Annotated in this window: 18 protein-coding genes; 5 read left to right on the top strand and 13 right to left on the bottom strand. The window is 69.8% G+C overall.

The annotated features are described in order from the left end of the window. Positions 1-37: 37 nt before the first annotated feature. The 6 genes from CRT23_RS05310 to rpsT form a co-directional block, all read right to left on the bottom strand. Positions 38-1,201, bottom strand: a complete 1,164-nt coding sequence (locus CRT23_RS05310) for a hydrolase (protein WP_103708880.1) — start codon at positions 1,199-1,201, stop codon at positions 38-40. A 173-nt stretch (positions 1,202-1,374) separates the two neighbouring features. After that, positions 1,375-3,225 (bottom strand): DNA helicase RecQ, encoded by a 1,851-nt coding sequence (recQ, locus tag CRT23_RS05305; RefSeq protein WP_103708879.1) that lies wholly within the window; start codon positions 3,223-3,225, stop codon positions 1,375-1,377. 392 nt (positions 3,226-3,617) lie between these two features. Next, positions 3,618-4,745 (bottom strand): DNA replication/repair protein RecF, encoded by a 1,128-nt coding sequence (gene recF, locus CRT23_RS05300; RefSeq protein WP_103708878.1) that lies wholly within the window; start codon positions 4,743-4,745, stop codon positions 3,618-3,620. A 61-nt stretch (positions 4,746-4,806) separates the two neighbouring features. Next, positions 4,807-5,928 carry a DNA polymerase III subunit beta gene (gene dnaN / locus CRT23_RS05295; protein ID WP_055951933.1) on the bottom strand — a complete coding sequence of 374 codons (1,122 nt, stop codon included), beginning with the start codon at positions 5,926-5,928 and terminating at the stop codon, positions 4,807-4,809. Positions 5,929-6,117: 189 nt separating this feature from the next. Further along, a complete protein-coding gene (gene dnaA / locus CRT23_RS05290) occupies positions 6,118-7,632 on the bottom strand; it encodes a chromosomal replication initiator protein DnaA (RefSeq protein WP_103708931.1) in 1,515 nt (504 codons plus the stop codon). Positions 7,633-8,208: 576 nt separating this feature from the next. Next, complete coding sequence (gene rpsT / locus CRT23_RS05285) at positions 8,209-8,475, bottom strand: 30S ribosomal protein S20 (RefSeq protein WP_055951936.1); 267 nt, start codon at positions 8,473-8,475, stop codon at positions 8,209-8,211. 242 nt (positions 8,476-8,717) lie between these two features. Between rpsT and speB the strand changes: the two genes are divergently transcribed. From speB to CRT23_RS05270, 3 genes are all read left to right on the top strand, one after another. Beyond that, the gene (gene speB / locus CRT23_RS05280; protein WP_103708877.1) at positions 8,718-9,722 is read left to right on the top strand and encodes an agmatinase; all 1,005 of its coding nucleotides are present in this window, start codon (positions 8,718-8,720) and stop codon (positions 9,720-9,722) included. Positions 9,723-9,824: 102 nt separating this feature from the next. After that, positions 9,825-12,275 (top strand): esterase-like activity of phytase family protein, encoded by a 2,451-nt coding sequence (locus tag CRT23_RS05275; RefSeq protein WP_103708876.1) that lies wholly within the window; start codon positions 9,825-9,827, stop codon positions 12,273-12,275. A gap of 116 nt (positions 12,276-12,391) precedes the next feature. Further along, positions 12,392-13,027: a glutathione S-transferase family protein gene (locus CRT23_RS05270; protein ID WP_103708875.1), complete on the top strand. Its 636-nt coding sequence runs from the start codon at positions 12,392-12,394 to the stop codon at positions 13,025-13,027. Between the two features lie 58 nt (positions 13,028-13,085). Here CRT23_RS05270 and CRT23_RS05265 read toward each other — a convergent pair whose 3' ends face one another. The 5 genes from CRT23_RS05265 to CRT23_RS27705 form a co-directional block, all read right to left on the bottom strand. Continuing rightward, the gene (locus CRT23_RS05265) at positions 13,086-13,373 is read right to left on the bottom strand and encodes a hypothetical protein (RefSeq protein WP_245435976.1); all 288 of its coding nucleotides are present in this window, start codon (positions 13,371-13,373) and stop codon (positions 13,086-13,088) included. A 269-nt stretch (positions 13,374-13,642) separates the two neighbouring features. After that, the gene (coaBC, locus tag CRT23_RS05260; protein WP_103708874.1) at positions 13,643-14,926 is read right to left on the bottom strand and encodes a bifunctional phosphopantothenoylcysteine decarboxylase/phosphopantothenate--cysteine ligase CoaBC; all 1,284 of its coding nucleotides are present in this window, start codon (positions 14,924-14,926) and stop codon (positions 13,643-13,645) included. 47 nt (positions 14,927-14,973) lie between these two features. After that, the gene (ubiB, locus tag CRT23_RS05255; RefSeq protein WP_103708873.1) at positions 14,974-16,530 is read right to left on the bottom strand and encodes a 2-polyprenylphenol 6-hydroxylase; all 1,557 of its coding nucleotides are present in this window, start codon (positions 16,528-16,530) and stop codon (positions 14,974-14,976) included. A gap of 31 nt (positions 16,531-16,561) precedes the next feature. Continuing rightward, positions 16,562-17,317, bottom strand: a complete 756-nt coding sequence (gene ubiE, locus CRT23_RS05250) for a bifunctional demethylmenaquinone methyltransferase/2-methoxy-6-polyprenyl-1,4-benzoquinol methylase UbiE (protein WP_055953639.1) — start codon at positions 17,315-17,317, stop codon at positions 16,562-16,564. A gap of 82 nt (positions 17,318-17,399) precedes the next feature. Next, on the bottom strand, positions 17,400-18,239 hold the full coding sequence (locus tag CRT23_RS27705) for a hypothetical protein (protein WP_146056327.1): 840 nt from the start codon (positions 18,237-18,239) through the stop codon (positions 17,400-17,402). On the opposite strand from CRT23_RS27705, the gene mutM reads away from it, so the two are divergent. Next, positions 18,238-19,137, top strand: a complete 900-nt coding sequence (gene mutM, locus CRT23_RS05240) for a bifunctional DNA-formamidopyrimidine glycosylase/DNA-(apurinic or apyrimidinic site) lyase (RefSeq protein WP_103708871.1) — start codon at positions 18,238-18,240, stop codon at positions 19,135-19,137. The two genes, CRT23_RS27705 and mutM, sit on opposite strands and share 2 nt — an antisense overlap. A gap of 242 nt (positions 19,138-19,379) precedes the next feature. Further along, positions 19,380-20,783 (top strand): sensor domain-containing diguanylate cyclase, encoded by a 1,404-nt coding sequence (locus CRT23_RS05235; RefSeq protein ID WP_245435975.1) that lies wholly within the window; start codon positions 19,380-19,382, stop codon positions 20,781-20,783. Positions 20,784-20,790: 7 nt separating this feature from the next. Here CRT23_RS05235 and CRT23_RS05230 read toward each other — a convergent pair whose 3' ends face one another. Together CRT23_RS05230 and CRT23_RS05225 are read right to left on the bottom strand one after the other, a co-directional pair. Further along, positions 20,791-21,525: a YidB family protein gene (locus CRT23_RS05230; RefSeq protein WP_103708870.1), complete on the bottom strand. Its 735-nt coding sequence runs from the start codon at positions 21,523-21,525 to the stop codon at positions 20,791-20,793. Positions 21,526-21,575: 50 nt separating this feature from the next. Continuing rightward, the gene (locus CRT23_RS05225) at positions 21,576-21,959 is read right to left on the bottom strand and encodes a hypothetical protein (protein ID WP_348628837.1); all 384 of its coding nucleotides are present in this window, start codon (positions 21,957-21,959) and stop codon (positions 21,576-21,578) included. Positions 21,960-21,973: the final 14 nt, after the last annotated feature.

The raw sequence follows: 21,973 nt of genomic DNA, 5'->3' as shown, positions 1-21,973 counted from the left end.
GCAACACGCGATCGTGGATCGAGCCCGATCCGAAGCCCTAATCCTCCGGGCTTTCGGCGATGAAACGCCCTTTGGGCTGCTCCGTCACGTCCCGCCAGCGCCGGATCAGGGCGTGGACGGGTTCGGCACCGGCCACGAAGGCGACGTAGTCGAAGGCCTCCGGGTCGCGGCTCGACATCAGCAGCTGGAAGTGCATCCGGAACAGGTTCCATTTGCGCCGGGCGATGATGCGCTTCTCGATCAGGTCCTCGATCCGGACGTGAATCGCGACGGGGCGATGGACGAGGGGCGCCGGCAGCTTCGAGGCGCTGAGCGGATTGCGCTGGTGCACCGAGAGCCAGTCCCACTTGGCCCGGACGTCGAGCCAGCGGATCGCGTCGCTCGCCGCCACGCGGGCCAGGGCGCCGCGGGTCTCCGTGGCGCGGGGATCGAGGGTGATCCACGGGATGACGCTGCCGATGCTCACGAAGGAGACCGGCGTGCCGCGCCGGCCGAATTCGGGATCGGCTACGAGCACCCGGTCGAGGGCCTCGAGCCCGAGGAAGCTCGACGAGGAATGGCCGATCACCACGATCTCGGACGCCTGGCCCTCGGCGCCCCGGATGATCGACGCGAAGGCGTCGAGACGGGCGCGCATCCGGGTGTCGGCGCCGCTGGCGTGATCGTGGGTGAAGGCGGTGTCGTCGACGAGGTGCGCCACGTAGAACGGCTTGCCGCGGGTCGCCCGCATGAGCAGCGCCAGGATTCCGTAGGCCAGCACGGGCACCGCCAGGATCTTCCAGAACCCGGACAGGCCGGGCACCAGGTCGACGGCCGCCGCCGCGACGCCGAGGCTCAGCACGACCAGGAACAGGTAGATCAGGTGGACCCCGAGGATGACCCGGGCGAAGCGCCGGGCCTCACGCCGGAAGGGACGGAGATAGCCGGAGCGGATCAGGCGCCACCACAGGGCCGGCACCTCGAGCAGGCGGCGGCCGTTGGCGCGGGGGAACCGGGCCGCGACGATGTCGTCCCAGCGCAGCAGCGTGAAGTGCGTCGTGTGTCCGTCGAGGTCGACGCGCCAGTCGACGGCGAGCCCGTCCGCGCTCCGCTTCGGATCGCCGACCGTGATCGCCATTCCGCGCCGGACGGCCGTCAGCCGGGCTTCCCGCCGGAACAGACCCCAATAGGTCTCGGGTTCGCGGGGATCGAAGCCCGGCATGTAGAAGACCTGACGGGCGGCCGGAGCGGGCGGATCTGAGGGCGTGATGATGGGGACCCGTCCAATTCGAAGCTGGCGGCCGCTAGCCGCGCCCGTCCCTACACGATGGCGATCCGGATAGACGAGTGCGAAAGCGCATCAGGGCGGCGACGGCGCGGCCGTCACGCGACGTCCTACCGGACGGCCGGCGCGTGGGACAGGAAATCGGCCACCGCCGCGACGAAGCGTTCGCCGTAGGCCTCGCGCTTGCGCTCGCCGACGCCGTGGACGGTGCGCAGGGCGTAGAGGTCGACGGGCTTGGTGCGTGCCATCTCGATCAAGGTCCGGTCGGGGAACACCATGAAGGCGGCGATGCCCTCGGCCCGGGCGATGGTGGCCCGCAGGCCGCGCAGGTGCTGGAACAGGGCCTCGGTGGCGGGATCGAGGTCGAGGCTCGCGTCCTCGCGGGCGGCTCCGCGCTTCCGATCGCGCGACTCGGCCACCTTCGGCTCGGGGTCGGGACGCATCTGGATGGCCTCGCGGCCGAACAGGATCGCCTCACCCTTGTCCGTGAGCGAGAGCCCCCCGAACCCGTCGCCATTCTCGGTCACGGCCCCGGCGGCGAAGAGCTGGCGCAGCATCGCGCGCCAGGCCGCGATGGGCTTGTCGGCGCCGACTCCGAAGGTCTTCAGTGCCGTGTGTCCGTTGCGCCGGATCGGGTCGGATTCCTTCCCGTGCACCACGTCGCAGACATAGGCCGCGCCGAAGCGCTGGCCGGTGCGCACGATGGCCGAGAGCAGCTTCTGGGCCGGCACCGTCGCGTCGATGAGCGAGACGCCGCTGCGGCAGAGATCGCAGCGGCCGCAGGGCTCGCTCGCCTCGCCGAAATATCCGAGCAGGGACTGACGCCGGCAGGTCGCGCCCTCGCAGAGGGCGATCATGGCTTCCAGCTTACGCCGTTCCACGCGCCGGCGCTCGTCCGGCACCTCCCTCTCGTCGATCTGGCGACGGCGCAGGGCCATGTCGTCGAGACCGTAGATGGTCAGGGTGTCGGCGGGCAGGCCGTCGCGGCCGGCGCGGCCGATCTCCTGGTAGTAGCCCTCGACGTTGGAGGGCATGTCGGCGTGGCAGACGAAGCGCACGTCGGGCTTGTTGATGCCCATGCCGAAGGCGACGGTGGCGGTCATCACGACACCGTCCTCCTGCAGGAAGGTGTCCTGGTTCCGCATCCGCGTGCCCTGGTCGAGACCGGCATGGTAGGGCAGGGCGTTGAAGCCGTCCTTGGCCAGGGTCTCGGCCAGTTGCTCGGTGCGCTTGCGCGACGAGCAGTAGATGATCCCGCTCTCGGAGCGGCGGTGGCGCAGGAACCGCTCGATCTGGCGGGTCGGGTTGTCCTTCGGCGTGAAGGTCAGGCGGATGTTCGGCCTGTCGAAGGAATGGACGAAGGCCTTGAGCTCGCGGCCCGCCGGGAACAGCCGCTCGGTGATGTCGGCCCGGGTCGCCTTGTCGGCGGTGGCGGTGAGCGCCACGGTCTGGACGTTGCCGAGGGCTTCGCGGGCCCGGGCGAGATCCCGGTATTCCGGCCGGAAGTCGTGACCCCACTGCGAGACGCAGTGGGCCTCGTCCACGGCAAGCCGCCGCACGCCGGCGCCCCGCAGGGCATCCATCAGGCCCTCCATCATCAGGCGCTCGGGCGAGACGAAGAGCAGGCGCAGGTCGCCGGACCGGATCTGCCGCCAGGTCTCGCGGGAGGTCGCCTCCGCCACCGAGGAGTTCAGGGTCGCGGCGGCGACGCCGAAGCCGAGCATCTGCTGCACCTGATCGTGCATCAGCGCGATGAGGGGCGAGACCACCACCGTCAGCGAGGATTCCACCAGGGCCGGCAGCTGGTAGGTCATCGACTTGCCGGAGCCGGTGGGCATCACGGCGAAGACGTCGGTCCCGTCGAGGACGGCGCCGATCACCTCATCCTGGCCGGGCCGGAAATCGTCATAGCCGAAGGTGGTCTTCAACGCGGCGCGAGCCTCGTCGAGGCGGCTTGTCATGGGCATCCTGGCCTAGCGGTGAACGGACGGGCGGGCGGCTTAGGGCCCCGGTGTGTCGGCAATACGCTCGCCGCGCCGAACCGGCCGGCGGGCCTTTCCGGGGATCGGCTTAACGCCTCTGGCCATCCGAAGCGAGGAGGTCAATCACCTTGCGATCAAGCTGGCGGCGCGGGCCTAGGTCGGCACGTCCGAGACGGTGCGGCGGGCGCTGGTGCACGGGATCGGGCGCGCCGGCCGTCGCTCGCGGAGCGGATGCGATCTGCAGCAGGAAACAAGGCCCGGTCGAAGCGGCAGGCGCCGAGGTCTGCCGCTTCCCCTGTCTTCATCGGCAACGACGTCGAGCAGACGACATCCCGCGAGCGCTCGCCTGACGCGCAGACGTCATTGGGCCATCAGCGCGACACGATCCGCCCGTCCGCGACCTTGACCATATCTGCCCGCCCGTCCAGCTCGCCGAACAGGGCCGGGTCGGCCCCCGTCATCCAGACCTGTCCCTGAAGGGCTTCGAGGGCATCGAAGAGTCCGGCGCGCCGGCGCGGATCGAGATGGGCCGCGACCTCGTCCAGCAGGATCACGGGCGCCAGGCCGCTCATGGCTTGAACCAGGCGGGCATGGGCGAGCACGAGGCCGATGAGAAGCGCCTTCTGCTCGCCGGTGGAGGCGGTGGCGGCGGGAACGTCCTTCGGCCCGTGGCGGACCACGAGGTCGCTAGTCTGCGGCCCGCTGAGGGTGCGCCCGGCGGCGCGGTCGCGGCTGCGGCCCTGGCGCAGGGCCATGCGGAAGCGGTCCTCGGCCTCGATCGCGGGCCAGACCGCCACGAGGTCGTCGAGGTCGCCCTCCAGGCGCAGTCCGGCCCAGGGAAAGGGCTGGGTATCGTCGCGGGTCTCGGCGATCAACCGATCCAGGCGCTCCGCGGTCTCGCGCCGGGCCAGCGCGACGGCGACGCCGAGTTCGGCCACCTCGCGCTCGATCGCGTCGAGCCACTGGCCATCGTTGGGCCGCTCGTCGAGCAGCCGGTTGCGCGAGCGCAGGGCGCGCTCCATCGCGTTGACGCGGGCGCCGTGGCTCGCATCCACCGCGAGAACGAGGCGGTCGAGGAAGCGGCGTCGCTCGCCGGCGGGACCGCGGAACAGGCCGTCGAGGTCCGGGGTCAGCCAGACCACCCGCAGGAATTCCGAGAAGGCCACGGGGGAGGGCGCGGTGGCGCCGTCGATCCGGCAGAGGCGGGCGGCGCGTCCGTCGAAGCCGGGCGGCTCGTAGCCGGTGCCGATCCGGTGCTCGGTCTCGTCCCCCGCCAGGGTCATCGAGACGGCAAAACCGCCAGGGCCGCCGCTGCGCGGCATCGCGGCGAGATCGGCCCGACGCAGGCCGCGGCCCGGCGAGAACAGCGAGATCGCTTCGAGGAGGTTGGTCTTGCCGGCCCCGTTCTCACCGACCAGGGCGACGAAGCGGCGGTCGACCGCGAGGTCGAGGTCGGCGTGATTGCGGAAATCGCGACAGATCAGACGGGTGAGGCGCACCCGTCAGGCTTTAGCCGATCGGCCCGGGCCTGTCTCGCGCCGCGAGGGCGCGATGCACCGATCAGACCCGCATCGGCATCAGGACGTAGAGGGCGGCCGCGCCCTCACGATCCTGGATCAGGGTCGGCGAACCCGGATCGGCGAGCTTGAACAGGGCGGTGTCGCCCTCGAGCTGGCTCGTGATGTCGAGAAGGTAGCGGGCGTTGAAGCCGATATCGAGGGCCGGCGCGTCGTAATCGACGTCGAGCTCCTCGGTCGCGCTGCCGGAATCCGGGTTGTTGACCGAGAGGGCGAGGCGGCCCTCCTGCACGGCGAGCTTCACGGCCCGTCCGCGCTCCGAGGAGATCGTCGAGACGCGGTCGACGGCCTTGGCGAAGACGTCGCGCTCGACCGTGAGGAACTTGTCGTTCCCGGAGGGGATGACGCGCTGGTAATCCGGGAAGGTGCCGTCGATCAGCTTCGAGATCAGCACCACGCCGCTGGCGAACTTGAAGCGGATCTTGGCCGGCGACAGGTCGATCTCGACGCTCTCGCCGCCATCCTCTACGAGCTTGATGATCTCGGAGACCGCCTTGCGGGGTACGATGATGCCCGGCATGTCGCGGCTGCCCTCGGGCGCCTCGATCTCGACCCGCGCCAGGCGGTGGCCATCGGTGGCGACGCCGCGCATGCGCAGCGCGCCCTCCACCTCGATGGTGTGGAGGTAGATGCCGTTGAGGTAGTAGCGCGTCTCTTCGGTCGAGATCGCGAACTGCGTCTTCTCGATCAGGCGCTTGAGGTCGGAGGCCGCGATCACGAAGTGGGTCGGCAGTTCGCCGGCCGCGAGGTCGGGGAAATCGCCCTCGGGCAAGGCACCGAGGGAGAAGCGCGAGCGGCCGGAGCGGATCGTCATCTGCCCGGTCTCGCCGCTGGTCTCCAGGGAGACCTGGGCGCCGTCGGGCAGCTTGCGGACGATGTCGTAGATGACGTGCGCGGGCACCGTGGTGGCGCCGGCATCGACCACCTCGGCCGGGATCGTCTCCGTCACCTCGATGTCGAGGTCGGTCGCCTTCAGCTCAAGGCCGTCGGCATGGCAGCGCAGGAGCACGTTGGAGAGGATCGGGATCGTATTCCGCCGCTCCACCACGCGGTGCACGTGGCCGAGCGACCGAAGAAGGGCCGCACGCTCGACAGTGACTCTCATGGTCTGAACTCGTGGTCTCTCATCGGGCGCCGCCGGGAGGTGCGCGTTCGACGCGCTCCGGCCCTGCGGGCACCCTGGCACCGTGGCCGCTGAACTTGGCGAAGCCTCCCGGGGAACGCAAGTGCGAGAGGCCGGCTATCCCGTAGAGGATTCGGGGCGTCGCGGCACGCCGCGACGCCCCGGGGACCATCAATCCTGGAGCATGCGCTTCAGGAGCTCGACCTCGTCGTTCAGCACGTTGTCCTCGCCGATCAGCTTGTCGATCTTGCGCACGGCGTGCAGCACCGTGGTGTGATCGCGCCCGCCGAAGCGGCGGCCGATCTCGGGCAACGAGCGCAGGGTGAGCACCTTCGAGAGGTACATCGCGATCTGGCGCGGCTTGACCACCGCGGCGGTGCGCCGCTCGGACAGGATGTCGGAGCGCGAGACGTTGTAGCGCGAGGCCACCAGCTTCTGGATGTCCTCGATCTTGATGCGCTTGGGCTCGCGGTTCTTGACGAGATCGCGGATCGCGGTCTCGGCGGTCTCCATGGTCACCGCCGTGCCCGTGAGGGTGGCGTGGGCCAGGAGCCGGTTCACAGCGCCCTCGAGGTCGCGGCCATTGGCCGTGATCGCCCGGGCGACGTAGGTGGCCACCGTGGGCGAGACTTCGAAGTTCGGATGCGAGACCTGGACGGCCGCCAAGCGCGCCGACAGGATCGAGGCGCGCAGCTGCTCGTCGAGGCTGCCGATCTCCACCACGAGGCCGCCGGCCAGGCGCGAGCGCACGCGCTCCTCCAGGGCTTCGAGCTCGGTGGGCGGACGGTCCGAAGCGACCACCACCTGGCGGCCGGCATCGATCAGCGCGTTGATGGTGTGGCCGAATTCCGCCTGGATCGACTTGCCCTGGATGAACTGGACGTCGTCGAGGATGAGGAGGTCGATCGCGCGCAGACGCTCCTTGAAGGCGAGCGCGTTCTGGGTCTTCAGGGCGTTGACGAAGCCGTACATGAAGCGGTCGGCGGTGAGATAGATCACCCGGCGGCCGGATTCCCGGGCGGCGTGGCCGATGCCGTGGAGGAGGTGGGTCTTCCCCAGGCCAACGCCGGCATGGAAGTAGAGCGGGTTGTAGAGAGCGCCCTGGCCGTCGTGGCGGGCGACGCGCTCGGCCGCGGCGTGGGCGAGGGCATTGGAGCGACCGACAACGAAGCTCGCGAAGGTCAGGCGGTTGTCGAGGGGGGCGCCGTTCAGGTCACCGCCGGCCTCGCCGCGCGGGGCCTGAGCCGACTCGCCGTCGGAGAGGCTCATGGCGTCCCCGTGGGACGGCATTGCCGAGCCGGCGGCCTGGAGGCGGGCGAGGGGGCTCGCGGCGCTGCTCGCCGTCTTCGGAGCGCTCGGGACGGGGCGGGCCGCGGCGGAGGGACCGCGCACCGAGACGTCGAGGCGCGACACCGTCTCGACCTCACTGCGGAACGTGGTCAGCACCCGGTCGAGGTAGTGGGACTCGATCCAACTCTTCAGGAATCGGGTGGGCACCGTGAGGCGGGCGGTTCCGTCCAGGACCTCCACCAGTTCGAGGCGGGCGAACCAGCTTGCGAACACGTCCTCGCCCAGCTCCGCCCGCAGGCGGCGCTTCACCCGGGCCCAGGCGGCCACCGTATCGGGACCGCTCACGCCGCTCATGCCCATCTCGGCATTGCCGGACACGCTTCCGTCGACATGCATCATCGCTCTCCTCGTGCCGAGAGCGGAGGGCCGCCACCGGTACGTACGCACACTTGACTGACGTTGCGCCCCGCGAGGCATTCGCGAGACCCATAATGCCGGGCCAGAGTCAACTGCCTCTGGGGTGGCTTTTGTCGATGAAGCAAGCCTATCAACAATAAGCTACGGTTCTCCTAACAACGGGACTTATGGGGACAGCAAAAATTGCAGCAATTCCGACGCGGGCTTCCGGTCCCGAGTCCAGGCGACGCTCCCACCTTGTGGATGATTCGCCTTGGACTCGGCAGTCTGGAGTATTTGTTGGTTCATCGTGACACATCGTTAAGCTACACTCGCCCTCGACGGGTCGCAACCAAACAGATTTCGATTAGCGTTAACGCCTCGTCACCAGAACTGTCCTGATTCGGGAGTTCGACGCGCCATTGGCGAAGTCTCTGTCGCGCTCAGCTCAACATCCGCGCATCGGCTGCAGGTGACCGTGGTTGAGCACGACCTGGCTTCGCGGATCGGCGGGCCGAAACGAAAAAAGCCCGGCATCGCTGCCGGGCTTTTTCGCGTCTCTTCGGGAAGAGGGATTTAGGCGGCGAGCGCCTTCACCCGCGCGGCGAGGCGCGAGACCTTCCGAGAGGCGTTGTTCTTGTGCACGATGCCGTGCTGAGCGGCCCGCATGATCTCGGGCTCGGCGGCGCGGAGGGCGGTCAGTGCGTTGGACTGATCACCGGCGGCGATGGCCTCCTCGACCTTGCGGACGAAGGTGCGCATACGGCTGCGACGCGAGCGGTTGACCGCGGTGCGCTTCGCAATCTTGCGGGTCATTTTCTTGGCCGACACGGTGTTGGCCATGGGGCATCCTCGTCACGTTTGAGGCGATCGCGACGAGCCCGCGGGCTTGAGTGTCGGTGGATCGCGTGCAGGTTGTTCGGGCAATGGCGAAGCCGACGATCGCAGGGTGCGCGTCCGTCGGCGATGGGGGCTCTATAGCCACGCGTTGCCGATCCGTCAACGGAACGTCATCGTGCCGTCGTCGGTTCGCCGCCGTGGACCCGACAGTCGACGGGACACGCCCGAGCGGGAGAGGAGCGCGGATGCTGAGCGAGGCGGAACGGGCGCGGATCGCGCGGCATCGACCCGCGTCGGGCATGGCGACACCACGATTCTCCGGGGTCGCCAGCTTCATGCGCCTGCCCGTGATCGACCCGTCCGAGGCGCCCGGGCGAATCGATCTCGGCCTCGTCGGCATTCCCTTCGATGGCGCGACCACCAACCGGCCCGGCGCACGACTCGGTCCGCGCGGGGTCCGCGAGGCCTCCACGGGCACCCGGGCCCGAAACGCCGCCACCGGCGTCGCGCCCTACGACCTCGCGGCCTGCGCCGATCTCGGCGACGTCCCCGTCAATCCCGTCGACGTGGCCGCCACGGCCCGGGCCATCGAGGCCTTCTATCGGCCCCTGGCGGACGCCGGGATCGTGCCCCTCTCGGTCGGAGGCGACCACTTCGTCACCTACCCGGTGCTGCGGGCCCTCGGTGCGGCGCGCCCCGTCGGCCTGATCCACATCGACGCCCATAGCGACACCGATGACGAGCAGTACGACGGTACGCGCCTCACCCACGGCACCCCGTTCCGCCGCGCCATCGAGGACGGCGTCCTCGATCCCCGCCGCATGGTGCAGATCGGCTTGCGCGGCAGCGTCGATTCGGCGGACGAGCTCGATTGGGCCCTGGCCCAGGGCGTCCACATCCTGCCGATGGAGGCGGTGATCGAGCGCGGCCTGTCGGCGGTGCTGGCTGAGGCCCGCGCCGTGGTCGGCACCGCGCCGACCTACCTGAGCTTCGACATCGACGCCCTCGACCCCGCCTACGCTCCCGGCACCGGCACGCCCGAGATGGGCGGCTTCACCGCCCGCGAGGCGCTGCAGATCGTCCGCGGGCTCCGCGGCCTCGACCTGATCGGCGCCGACGTGGTCGAGGTCGCGCCGCCCCTCGATCCCTCCGGGGTGACGGCCCTCGCGGGCGCCACGCTCGCCTTCGAGCTTCTCTGCCTCCTGGCCGAGGCGTTCGTCGCAACCAGAGCGTGTATCGAGCGCAGCTGACACACGCGCGTCATGCAGACAGGCCAAGAGCCCACGGAAGCTTAACCGTAGGGAACGGCCGTGTTGCACCATCGAAGCCGGGCGGCAGGCGCCGCCGGATCCATGATCGCCGCGTTCGCGGTGGTCGGCGCCGCTTCGGCGCAGGAGATCCGAACCCCGAACATCAGCCGGGTGGCCGGGGCCGTGTCGGTCCCCTTCAATGGGAGCACCAATGTCAACCAGGGGCTGCAGGGTGTGGGCCGCCTCTCGGCCGACACCCGCGACTTCCTGGGTGATTCGCTGGGCTCGTTCTCGTCCCTGGCGATGGACCTGAGCACCTGGCGCCGCACGGGCGGCAGCTATCAGGGTACGCTCTACACGCTGCCGGATCGCGGCTACAACAATCCGGACGGCGGACTGTTCTCCGACTACGCCGGGCGCCTCAACCGCTTCACCCTGTCCTTCACGCCGGACCCGGGTGCGAACCTGCCCCAATCCACGGCATCGCAGCGTCAGATCACCCTGACCCAAACCGGCGGGATCGTCCTGACCGACGCGCGGGGCCAGCGCTTCAGCGGCCTCGACCCGGGCGCCGGCTCCACGACGCAGCTGGGCGCCGTGCTGCCGTCGGCCACCACGGGGCCGAGCGCCGGCCGCATCAGCCTCGATGCCGAGGGTCTCGTCCGCAAGCTCGACGGATCCTTCTACGTCAGCGACGAGTACGGCCCCAACGTCTATTACTTCTCCGCGGCGGGGCAATTGCAGGGGGTCATCGGCATCCCGGCCGCCCTCCAACCCCGCACCGACGGACGCCTGAACTTCAACTCGACCACGCCGCCCACCGAGTCCGGTCGCCGCAACAATCAGGGGCTCGAGGGGATCGCACTGACGCCGGACGGGCGCGGCCTCGTCACCATCCTGCAGAGTGCGACGATGCAGGATTCGGGCGCCGGCCAGGAGCAGCGCGCCAATACGCGCATCCTCTACTACGACGTCTCGCGTACGCCGACGCCCGGTGCACCGACGCGCGAGTACGTGCTGCAACTGCCCACCTACAAGCAGAACGGCAACGGGGGCGCCCCCAACCGCACGGCGGCCCAGAGCGAGATGCTGGCCCTGAACGACACCCAGTTCCTCGTCCTGGCGCGGGATTCCAACGGCCTCGGGACCGGCTCGACGACCCCGATCGTCTACAAGAGCGTGCTGCTCGTCGATACGGCCGGGGCCACCAACATCGCCGGTACGGCCTATGACGGGGTCACGCCGATCGCGCCGGGCGGCGTCCTGCGCGCGGGCATCACGCCGGTCCAGACCACGGAGGCCGTCAACCTGCTCAATCCGGTGCAGCTCGGCCGATTCGGGATGAACCTGAACACCGATCCGGCCACGCAGACGACGATGCCGGAGAAGCTGGAGGCGATGGGCCTCGTCCCGGCGCTCAGCGAGAAGGCTCCGAACGACTACTTCCTGCTGGTGGGCAACGACAACGACTTCCTCAGCCGCAAGGGGGTGATCAACGGCCGGAGCTACGATGCGGGCCTCAACAACGACAACCTGCTGCTCGCCTACCGGCTGACGCTTCCGACCTACGTCGATCCCTACGCGCTCGCCGTGATGAAGCAGACCGCGCCGGTCGTCCTGCAGAGCCTCGGCGGCGGTCTGCTGGGCGTCGCGGCCTCCGCGACCCGCAGCGTGCAGGACCACCTCTCGGCCCTGCGCCGCGGCACCGGCTCGGCCGGCCCGTGGGGACGGGCCGGGGGCGCCTGGATCGGCGGTGATGTGGTCTTTGCTGATCAGCCCCGCAGCGGCGGTGCGGAGCTCGACCGAACGGTGGCGCAGGGCAGCGCCGGCATCGACCTGCCCATCGATGGCCCCTGGCGCGCCGGGATCGCGATCGGCGGTGGGGGCGGGTCGCTGCGCCGCGCCGGCGGTGTCCGCCAGGATCAGAGCGCGTTCACCGCCGCGGCCTATGCAGGCTACTATGGCCCGGGCTTCTACGCCCAGGGCATCGTCGGCGGCGCGCCGGTGGTGAACTTCGATCGGATCCACCGCCCTGCCGCCTACGGACTGACGGGCACCGGAAGGACCTCCGGTCGCGCCCTCGCCCTGGATGCCGAACTCGGCGTGCCGTTCGCCATCGCCGATGTCCGCCTGACGCCCTTCGCGGGCTTCACCCATCTGTCGGGGCAGGTCGAGGGCTTCACCGAGAGCGGCGCGGCCGGCAACAACCTGGCCTACCGCGGGCTCGCCGTCGCGCAGGACACCGCGCGCTTCGGTCTCGAACTCGCCTTCTCGGGTTGGGGCGACCTCATTCCGGCGCTCCGCGTCGCCTACAATCTCGCCACAGGTCCGGCAGGCAGCAGCGCTGCGGTCCGCCTCGCCAGCGTCGAGAATGCCATGGCGAGCGCGTCTGTGGCGGTCCCGTTCCTGCGCAGCGACTTCGTCACGGCGGGGGCCGGCCTCCAGGGCAACCTCACCGATCAGCTCGGCTGGCGGCTCGACTATCAGGCCGCGATCGGGACCCGGGCAGGCCTGAGTCATGGCCTGACCGCAGGCCTGCGCTATCAATGGTGAGCATGGGCCGGCCTTGGCGGGTACCTCGCGTTCGGCCGGACCTCGGATCGATCGGTTGACCTGAGCGGCGCCGGCGCAGAGCCTGCGCCGGCCGATTCACCCGAAAGGTCTGCCGCTTGGAACCCGCTCTCACGCTCTACCACGCCCCTCAGACGCGCTCCTCCGGCGTGCGCATCCTGCTCGAGGAGCTCGGCGCGCCGCATACGCTGGACGTCCTCGATCTGCAGTCGGGACGGGGCCGGGAGCCCGCGTACCTCCGGATCAATCCCCTGGGGAAGGTCCCGGCCCTGCGCCACGGCGATGCGCTGATCACCGAGCAAGCGGCGATCTACCTCTACCTCGCCGACCAGTTTCCGGAGCGCGGCCTCGCCCCGCCCATCGGCGATCCCCTGCGTGGGCCGTACCTGCGCTGGATGGTCTTCTACGGGTCGAGCTTCGAGCCGGCGGTGGTGGATCGGGCGCTTCAGCGAGAGCCCGGCCCCAAGGCGATATCGCCCTACGGCGATTTCGACGCGGTGCTGAGGACGGTGGTCGAGGCTCTCACGCCGGGCCCTTACCTTCTCGGGGAACGGCACTCCGCCGCCGATGTGCTCTGGGGCGCCGCGCTCGGCTGGACCACGGGGTTCAAGCTCGTCCCGGAAGAGCCGGCGATCATGGCCTACCTCGCTCGCGTCAATGCCCGTCCGGCGGTCCGCAAAATCATGGCGGAGGAGGCCGCCCTCTCGGCCGAACTCGCGGCGGCGCGGGCCTGAGCGCGGCACCGGCCGCTTGCGGCCGACCGCCTTCCTGAGAATCGAAGCGGCCGGGCGCTCAGCCCGGCGGCAACGGCGTTCCAATGCTCTGGACGGCCACGTCGGAGGCGGACGCGGTGGGGGCATAGGCCGCGATCAGGTGGACGCCGATCACCGGTCCGAAGACCAGGGTCATCATCACGGCCATGATCAGCGCGACGTTGGCATCGCCGGTCGCCGCCTTTCGCGCTTTGGGGCGGCGCGCCTTGACGCGCACGAGCTTGGAGCCGTCCGCGCGGCGGAAATTCAGGGTTCGCACGGGCGCCACGGCGACGCGCAGGCGTGGAAGGGCATTCGAAAAGGTCATCGGCTCACCTCGTTCGACCGGGCCATCGGGGCCGGTCGCGGGCGAGCCCGATCAAGCGATCAGGCGCGGGTCTCGCGGAGGGCCATCGGCGGCGCGGTCCATCGACTACTGTCGCTGGGCATTAGGGTCGGGAGTTCCTGTGGGGCCGCGCGGGCCAGCGGATCTGCTGCACGTGCGAACGACGCCGAAATGATGCGGCGGGAGACGTTAGTCAAGCCTTAACGCGCCAGGCCGCGATCGGCTCCGCGCGCTTTTTCAGGGCCTGTGGATCAGGCGTCGAGCAGGTCCGCGAAATGCCGGATCAGCCGCCGTCCGACCTCGTCCTTGTCGAGGGTCGGCCAGGTCTCGACGGTGCCGTCGCGCCGGACCAGATGGACGGTATTGGCGGTGCCGCCCATCACGCCACCGGCCGGCGACACGTCGTTGGCGACGATGAGGTCGCAACCCTTCCGGGCGATCTTGGCGCGGGCGTTGTCGAGGACCGTGTCGGTCTCCGCCGCGAAGCCGACGACGAGGCGGGGCCGCCCAACCGAACGTCCCGCGATGGTGGCGAGGATGTCGGGGTTCTCGACCAGGGCCAGGGGCGCCGGCGCGGTACCGTCCTTCTTGATCTTGGAGCCGCGCGTCTCGGCCGGTCGCCAGTCGCCGACGGCGGCGGCGAAGATGGCGAGGTCGGCGGGGAGGGCGGCTTCGACCGCCGCCAGCATCGCGCGCGCCGTCTCCACCGGCACCACCTGAACGCCGGGCGGATCAGGGATCGCCACCGGCCCGGACACCAGGGTGACCGTCGCGCCGGCAGCGGCGGCCGCGGCCGCGATGGCGTGGCCCTGGCGCCCGGACGAGCGGTTGGCGAGGTAGCGCACCGGGTCGATCGGCTCGTGGGTCGGTCCGGAGGTTACGAGCACGCGCCGACCGGCCAAAAAGCCGGTCGAGGGACCGGACGCCGCCTCGGCGGTCTGGTCGCGTCCGGCCAGGAAGCCGAAGCCGGAGGCCGGACGGGCCTGTTCCAGCATCGCCTCCACCGCGTCGGCAATCTCGGTGGGCTCGGCCAGGCGGCCGGGCCCGAACTCGGCCTCGGCCATGGCGCCGTCATTGGGACCGACGACGTGGACGCCGTCGCCGCGCAGGGTGGCGAGATTGCGCTGCGTCGCTGGGTGCTGCCACATCCGCACGTTCATGGCGGGCGCGATCAGGATCGGCAGGGTCGTGGCCAGCAGCACCGTGGCGGCGAGGTCGGACGAATCGCCCGTAGCCATGCGGGCCATCAGGCTCGCCGTCGCGGGTGCGACCACGATGGCGTCGGCATCGCGCGCGAGCTTGATGTGACCGATATCGGCCTCCTCGGCCCGGTCGAACAAGTCCGTATGGGCGCGTTCGCCGGCGAGCGCCGCCGCCGCCAGGGGCGTCACGAATTCCTGGGCGCCCTTGGTCAGGAGCGGGCGCACTTGCGCCCCCCGCTCCCGCAGGCGCCGGATCAGGTCGAGCGCCTTGTAGGCGGCGATGCCGCCCCCGATGACGAGGAGGATACGGCGGTTCTGAAGCGGGCGGGTCATGGTCGAACCCCTCGGGAGGCGAGCCTGACGGATCGTTGCGGGGCAGGCTAACGGAACGCCATCACCAGCGCACCGATGGCGATGCCCCAGAGGGCGACCGTCGACCAGATCGCGCGCTTGCGCTCGGCCCGGGCGAAGACGTCGAGACGGCCGGCTTCGCTGGAGCCCGTCTCGTCGAGGCGCACCAGGATGCGACGCAGGCGCTGGGCGAGGTCGGGAAGGTCCGAGACGACGTCCGTGATGGTGAGGGCCGCGCGGCCGAGGCTCTCGACCCGACCCACCGGCCCGAGGTTTCGGGCGATCCACGAGCGCACCACGGGCTCGGCGCCGGTCCACATGTCGAGCTGCGGATCCAGGGAGCGGGCGACGCCCTCGACCACCACCATGGTCTTCTGCAGCATCACCAGTTCGGTGCGGGTGCTCATGTCGAACAGGGCGGTGATGTCGAACAGCAGGGTGAGCACCTTGGCCATCGAGATCTCGTCGGCCTTGCGCTGGTGGATCGGCTCCCCGATCGCCCGGATCGCCTGGGCGAAATCCTCGACCGAATGGTGCGCCGGCACGTAGCCGGCCTCGAAATGCACCTGGGCCACGCGCTTGTAGTCGCGCAGGATGAAGCCCAGCAGGATCTCGGCGAGGAAGCGCCGCTCCATGTGCCCGAGGCGGCCCATGATGCCGAAATCGACCGCCACCAGGGTCCCGGTCGGATCGACGAACAGGTTCCCGGGATGCATGTCGGCGTGGAAGAAGCCGTCCCGGATGGCGTGGCGCAGGAAGGACTGGATCACCGCCCGGCCGAGGGCCTTCGGGTCGTGCCCGGCTGCCACGATGGCGGCGCGGTCGTTGAGGCGGATGCCCTCGATCCATTCGCTGGCGAGCACGTCGCGGGCGGTCAGTTCCCAGTCGGGCTTCGGCACGCGAAAATCCGCGTCGTTCTTCGTGTTCTGGGCGAGTTCGGACATCGCGGCCGCTTCGAGCCGGAAATCCATCTCCATCATCACCGAGCGGGCGAGGATTTCCACCACCTCGCGGGGGCGCAGGCGCTCCGCCTGGGGCGAGAGCGCGTGGACCACGCGGGCCATGAAGCGCATGACCTGGAGGTCGCGCTGGAAGCGCTCGCGCACGCCCGGGCGCATGATCTTGATCGCCAGGACGCGCTCGGTGCCGTCGAGGTCGAGGAGATGGGCCTTGTGCACCTGCGCGATCGAGGCCGCCGCGATCGGCGGGCTGAACGAGACGAACAGATGCGCCACCGGCTTGCCCAGCGCCGCCTCGACGAGGCGGATCGCGGTCTCCTGCGGGAAGGGCGGGACGCGGTCCTGCAGGGTCTCGAGGTCGCGCGCCGCCGCCATGCCGACGATATCGGGCCGGGTGGCGAGGAACTGGCCGAACTTGACGTAGCTCGGCCCGAGGCGCGTCAGCGCGCGCTGGAGCGGGCCGGCGCCGACTCCCAGGCCGGGACGCTCCAGCATCCGGCCGATCCGCAGCACGAATCGGAGGTGCGGTGGCAGATCGGCGGAATTTACCAGCGCAAGCGCGCCTTCGCGGGCGAGCACGAAGCCGACATGCGCGCCCCGGATCAGGTGAACGACGGCGCCGAGCATCAGGCGGCCCGCGTCGTGACGAGACCCACGGTCACGAGACCTTCCAGCCCGAATGGATCGCGACGATGCCGCCCGTGAGGGCGCGGTGGCTGACGTGGCGGAAGCCCGCCGCCTCGATCATCCCGGCGAAGCGCCCGGGGGAGGGGAACTTGCGGATCGACTCCACGAGGTAGCGGTAGGAATCGGCGTCGCCGGCCACGCGTGCGCCGAGGCGCGGGATCACGTGGAACGAGTAGGCGTCGTAGATCCGGTCGAGCACCGGGAGATCGACCTTCGAGAATTCGAGGCACAGGAACCGTCCGCCGGGCTTCAGCACCCGGTGCGCCTCCGCGAGCGCCTTGTCGATCCGGGGCACGTTCCGGATGCCGAAGGCGATGGTGTAGGCGTCGAACTGCTCCGCCGGGAGCGGCAGGGCCTCGGCATTGGCCGTGACGAAGTCGATGCGCCCGGTGAAGCGGTCGCCCGCCCGCTCGGCACCCACCCGGAGCATCGCCTCGTTGATGTCGAGCACGGTGGTGTGCGTCGCGGGGCCGCCGGCCTCCAGGGCGCGAAACGCGATGTCGGCGGTGCCGCCGGCCACGTCGAGGTGCCGGAAGGGCCGGTTGCGCGGGGGCCGCAGCATCGAGATCAGGTGCGACTTCCAGGCCCGGTGCAGCCCGCCCGACATCAGGTCGTTCATGAGGTCGTAGCGCTTGGCGACCGAACGGAACACGTCGTCGACGCGGCCCTGCTTCTCGTCGAGCGCGACGCTCTCGAAGCCGAAATCAGTGGTCTCGTCGGTGGCCATGGGCGTCTCCATGGCCGTCTCCATAGCGAAGCCGTGCCGAGAGTGCCATCTGGCTCGATCGCGCAGGTCGCGTTCTCCCGGACTACGCGGCCGCTCGGCGGACGGGATCGGCCGGCTGATACAGACCCAGATCGTCCCAGGTGTTCCGGCCCTGCGCCTCCTGCGCCTGGCGGAACAGGACCGTGCGCATCGCATCCGCCTCGGCCGAGTCGAGATTGTTGCCCGCCTTGATCACCGTGGCCAGCGACAGCCCGAGCCGATCGAGGCCAAGCGCCTTCTCGATGCGGCCGACCAGCATGTCCACGGTCTTCTCCTGCTTCAGCACCGCGACGGTGTCGGCGTCGAGATGCAGGCGCCGGGCGAAGTCGTCGACCCTGTTCGGATCGTCCGGATCGGCCTTCAGCGCGGTGAAGGCATTCTCGACCGCTGCCATGAAGCTCGATTGCGTGGCGTAGGCACTGCGTTCGATGCCGAACACCAGCCCAACGCGGTTCAGGAACGCGACCATCTCTTTCAACGGGTTCGGCTGGTTCACGCCGAAGAGGGCGGCGCTGGCCTCCGCCTCGGTGCGCCGCATTCCGGGTTCTTCGGAGGGCGACGGCAGGCGGGTTCGAATGAGGTCCGGCGTTCCGGCCGACATCGGTGCGGACGATTGCCGCAGCAGGGTCAGAGCCGTCACCCCAGGACGCGTGGATAAGATCACTTCGCTGCTCCCGACATCAGGACCGCCGCCGGAACCGGGTTCGGCGATCGGTGAGCACAGAGAGCACGCACCCACTGATATTTCGTTAAACTCTGGGTTGCATCCGTGGGTCTGCACGGGTGCGGCGCCTTGGTCGATCGCTGCATGTCCCCATGGCTGGCAGCCGCGGACATGCCCATCTGGAGGGACAGCGTCGCCGAGAATGAGAAAGGACGTCATGCCGGAGCTTCCCGAAGTCGAGACCGTCCGTCAGGGCTTGCTGCCCGCCCTGGTCGGCGCGTGCTTCAGCCGGGTCATTCTCCGGCGCGCGAACCTGCGCTTCCCGTTTCCGGATCGCTTCGCGGAGCGCCTGGAGGGCCGCACCGTGACGGATCTGGCGCGGCGGGCGAAGTACCTCACCGCCGGCCTCGATTCCGGCGAGACCCTCATCATGCATCTCGGCATGAGCGGGCGCTTCGACGTGGCCCTGCCCGACGGACGCAACCTGTCGCCGGGGGACTTCTACCTCGAGGGGGCCCTCGGAAACGCCAAGCACGATCACGTCGTGATGGCGATGTCGAACGGGTGCACCGTGACCTACAACGACGTCCGGCGCTTCGGCTTCATGGATCTCGTTCCGACGCCCGCCCTGGCCGCGAGCCGGCATTTCGCCGGCATGGGGATCGAGCCCCTGAGCGAGGCCCTGACCGCCGACGCCGTCGCCCGGCTGTTCCGCAACAAGATCACGCCGCTGAAGGCCGCTCTCCTGGATCAGCGCCTGATCGCCGGTTTGGGTAACATCTACGTCTGCGAGGCGCTGCACCGCGCGGGGCTTCACCCTGAGATGCGGGCGGGACAACTGGCGAAACCGGATGGGACGCCGACGCCGAAGGCCCGGCGGCTGGCCAAGGTCATCGGTGAAGTTCTGACCGAGGCCGTGGCGGCCGGAGGATCGACCCTGCGCGATTACGCCCATACCGATGGTGGCAGCGGCGCGTTTCAACACGCATTCCGGGTCTATGACCGGGTCGGCCATCGCTGTGGAACACGGGGATGTACTGGCACGATCGAGCGGATCGTCCAATCCGGACGATCGACATTCTTTTGCGCGACTTGCCAGATCCGCCCGACAAAATAACGGGGGATGAGATCGTGCCACAGCGTCATTCGGGAAATCCCGGCTCTGGCTCGTTAAAGCTCATTTGATAAATCGCTGCGAAGATGATGTTCGGCGAATGGGTCTTCGGTTCTTCGGAAGACTATCCGTCCAACTACACGATGAGCGCTTTCAGCCCGATACAATCGGCTGGGCACGGCCCCCCTCGGAGGTGCCGAGCCTGACCGTTCGGGTTCGCCGGTCCGCTGGAATCCAGGGCACGCATGTACCCCAAAGCGAGCAACGAAGCCGAGCGCCTGAGGGCGCTGCAGGATCTCGATATCCTGCAGGCCGAGCCCGAACCGCACTTCGACGCCATCTGTCGTACGGCGGCGGCCCTGTTCGGCATGCCGATCTCCTACGTCTCGCTGATCGCGGCGAACCACCAGCAGTTCATGGCCAAGTGTGGCCTCGACCTCGACGAGACCGGCCGCGAGGGCGCGTTCTGCAACTACGCCATCCTGTCGGACGACGTGTTCGTGGTGGAGGATGCCTGGGCGGATCCGCGCTTCCGCGAGAGCCCCCTGGTGATCAATCCGCCGCATGTCCGCTTCTATGCCGGCGCGCCCCTCCTCGCCGAAGCGGGGTTGCGGGTCGGCATCCTCTGCGTCCTCGACCAGGTGCCGCGCCAGTTCGCGGCGGAGGATCGCGCTCGGCTGCAGGATCTCGCCTCGGTCGTGGCGGCGCAGCTCAGCCTGCACCGGGCGAAGGCCAAGCTGAGGGAGCGGGAGGCGCATTATCGGCTCCTAGCCGAGAACAGCTCCGACATGGTGATCTGGGCGACCCTCGACACCGTGCGCCGCTACGTCTCGCCCGCCTCGCGCACCCTCCTGGGCTACGAGGCCGAGGAACTGATCGGCACCCGGCCGATGGACCAGGTCCATCCCGGCGACGCCGAGGCGTTCGAACGCCTCCTGGCCGATCTCTGCGCAGAGCGCATCACCCGGGCGGTGTCGACCCAGCGCTACCGCCGCAAGGACGGCAACTGGATCTGGGTCGAGGTCAACTTCAACCTGACCTACGATGCCGACAGTGAGCGTGCGACGGGCTACGTGGCGGCGGCGCGCGATATCAGCGCGCGCAAGGAGGCCGAGTTCCAGATCGCCCACATGGCCCGGCACGACGCCCTGACGGATCTGGCGAACCGGACGCTGTTTCGCGAGCGCCTCGTCCAGGAACTCGCCATGAGCCAACGGCGCGGCGCCAGCTTTGCCGTCCTCTGCCTCGATCTCGATCGCTTCAAGTTCGTGAACGACACCCTCGGCCATCACGCCGGCGACATCCTGCTCCGAACGGTCGCCGCCCGCCTTCGCGCCCTGGTCCGGTCCGAGGACACCGTCGCGCGGATCGGCGGGGACGAGTTCATGATCATCCAGACCGGGCCCGTGGTGGGAAGCAGCATCCGGACCCTGGCCCAGCGCCTCATCGAGGTCGTGTCCCAGCCGATCGACCTCGACGGCAGCAGCGTCACCGTCGGCGTGAGCGTCGGCGTCGCCATGGCGCCCCAGGACGGGACCGAGCCCGACCTGCTGTGCCGGAACGCCGACCTCGCCCTGTTCCGCGCCAAGGATGCCGGACGCAACACCTTCCGGCTCTACGAACCCGGGATGTGCTTCGGCGCGGCCTGACCCCGGGTCACCAGCCGCGGAAGTCGTCCCCGGTCGGCCGACGGCCCTGCGGGGTCAGCCCGTTGACGACCTGCGGCAGGGCCTGAGCCAGCTGCGACAGCAGGTCGTCGCGGTTCAGGCCGGTGCGCTGCTGAAGGGCGTTCACCGTGTCGGAGCCGAGGGCATCGGCCAGACGGGCGGGCGCCACCGGGCGGTTCTCGCCATGCCCGATCCAGGATTCCATGACGTCGCCGAGGCCGCCGCGCTGAAAGCGGTCGATCAGCCCATCGAGCCCGCCGTGGCCGTCCTGCGCCTCGTGATCGAGATGCGCGTAGGGACCCGCACCGGCACTCCGATCTCCCGGCGTCGAGGCGCGATCGCCCGGGCCGTCGAGCATCCCGGAGAGATCACTGAAGTCGCCCTCGCGTCCGGGCAGCGGCGGGGCGTCCTCACCCCGATCGCGACCGTAGCCCGGCTCCGGACCGCGGTCCTGGCCGAATCCACCGAGATCGCCGTCTTCATCGCCGCGGGGTGCACGGGTTCCACCCTGTTGGCCGCCGCCCAGGAGGTCACCGAGGCCGCCGGCGCCCTTCGACATCAGCAGCATCAGGAGCGCCTGGACGATCGGCGACATCGCGCCGCCGAGCATGCCTCCGCCTTGGCCACCACCCTGGCCGCCACTCGGGCCGCCCCGTTCGGGGTCGCGGCCGCCCCCGAGCACCTGTCCGAGAACGCCGCCGATGACTTGATCGAGCAGACCCATATGCGCTTCTCCCCTGTGTCGATGAACGGTCGCGACGGCGCACCGAAACCTTAGTCGCGGCGCGTTCCACCCGTGCCCGCACGATCCTTCGCCGGAAGGTGATCCAGCGGGTTCGTGCGCGCACCGGACTTCGCGTCCGATGCGGTGACGGCGGTGGTGGCGGAGATCGCCTTCGGCGGCGCGACCTGACCGGTGGGCCGCTCGGCGGCGCCGGTGGCGGCGTCACGGCCGGGCAGGGTGCCGGGCGTCGGCTGATCGTTAGGATTCGCGGCCGTCTGCGCCGAGGCCGGACGCAGGCTCACGGGCCCGACGAGCAGGCCGGCGGCGCCCGAGAGGGCGAGGCCCGACAGGAACAGGGCGGTGACCGCACCGCCGGCGCGGGGCCGGAAGACCGGGCGGCAGGCGCCGGCGTGGGGCGAGGAGGTCTGGATCACGGGACAGGCTCCGG

This window comes from Methylobacterium sp. V23, from assembly GCF_002917135.1.
Taxonomy (GTDB): domain Bacteria; phylum Pseudomonadota; class Alphaproteobacteria; order Rhizobiales; family Beijerinckiaceae; genus Methylobacterium.
This window is presented reverse-complemented; position numbering and strand designations above follow the sequence as displayed.

Bases quoted from the DNA above. Each gene is read 5' to 3' on its own strand.
- CRT23_RS05310 (WP_103708880.1), bottom strand. From the start codon at position 1,201: ATGCCGGGCTTCGATCCCCGCGAACCCGAGACCTATTGGGGTCTGTTC.
- recQ (WP_103708879.1), bottom strand. From the start codon at position 3,225: ATGACAAGCCGCCTCGACGAGGCTCGCGCCGCGTTGAAGACCACCTTC.
- dnaN (WP_055951933.1), bottom strand. From the start codon at position 5,928: ATGAGAGTCACTGTCGAGCGTGCGGCCCTTCTTCGGTCGCTCGGCCAC.
- dnaA (WP_103708931.1), bottom strand. From the start codon at position 7,632: ATGCATGTCGACGGAAGCGTGTCCGGCAATGCCGAGATGGGCATGAGC.
- rpsT (WP_055951936.1), bottom strand. From the start codon at position 8,475: ATGGCCAACACCGTGTCGGCCAAGAAAATGACCCGCAAGATTGCGAAG.
- speB (WP_103708877.1), top strand. From the start codon at position 8,718: ATGCTGAGCGAGGCGGAACGGGCGCGGATCGCGCGGCATCGACCCGCG.
- CRT23_RS05275 (WP_103708876.1), top strand. From the start codon at position 9,825: ATGATCGCCGCGTTCGCGGTGGTCGGCGCCGCTTCGGCGCAGGAGATC.
- CRT23_RS05265 (WP_245435976.1), bottom strand. From the start codon at position 13,373: ATGACCTTTTCGAATGCCCTTCCACGCCTGCGCGTCGCCGTGGCGCCC.
- coaBC (WP_103708874.1), bottom strand. From the start codon at position 14,926: ATGACCCGCCCGCTTCAGAACCGCCGTATCCTCCTCGTCATCGGGGGC.
- ubiB (WP_103708873.1), bottom strand. From the start codon at position 16,530: ATGCTCGGCGCCGTCGTTCACCTGATCCGGGGCGCGCATGTCGGCTTC.
- ubiE (WP_055953639.1), bottom strand. From the start codon at position 17,317: ATGGCCACCGACGAGACCACTGATTTCGGCTTCGAGAGCGTCGCGCTC.
- mutM (WP_103708871.1), top strand. From the start codon at position 18,238: ATGCCGGAGCTTCCCGAAGTCGAGACCGTCCGTCAGGGCTTGCTGCCC.
- CRT23_RS27705 (WP_146056327.1), bottom strand. From the start codon at position 18,239: ATGACGTCCTTTCTCATTCTCGGCGACGCTGTCCCTCCAGATGGGCAT.
- CRT23_RS05235 (WP_245435975.1), top strand. From the start codon at position 19,380: ATGTACCCCAAAGCGAGCAACGAAGCCGAGCGCCTGAGGGCGCTGCAG.
- CRT23_RS05230 (WP_103708870.1), bottom strand. From the start codon at position 21,525: ATGGGTCTGCTCGATCAAGTCATCGGCGGCGTTCTCGGACAGGTGCTC.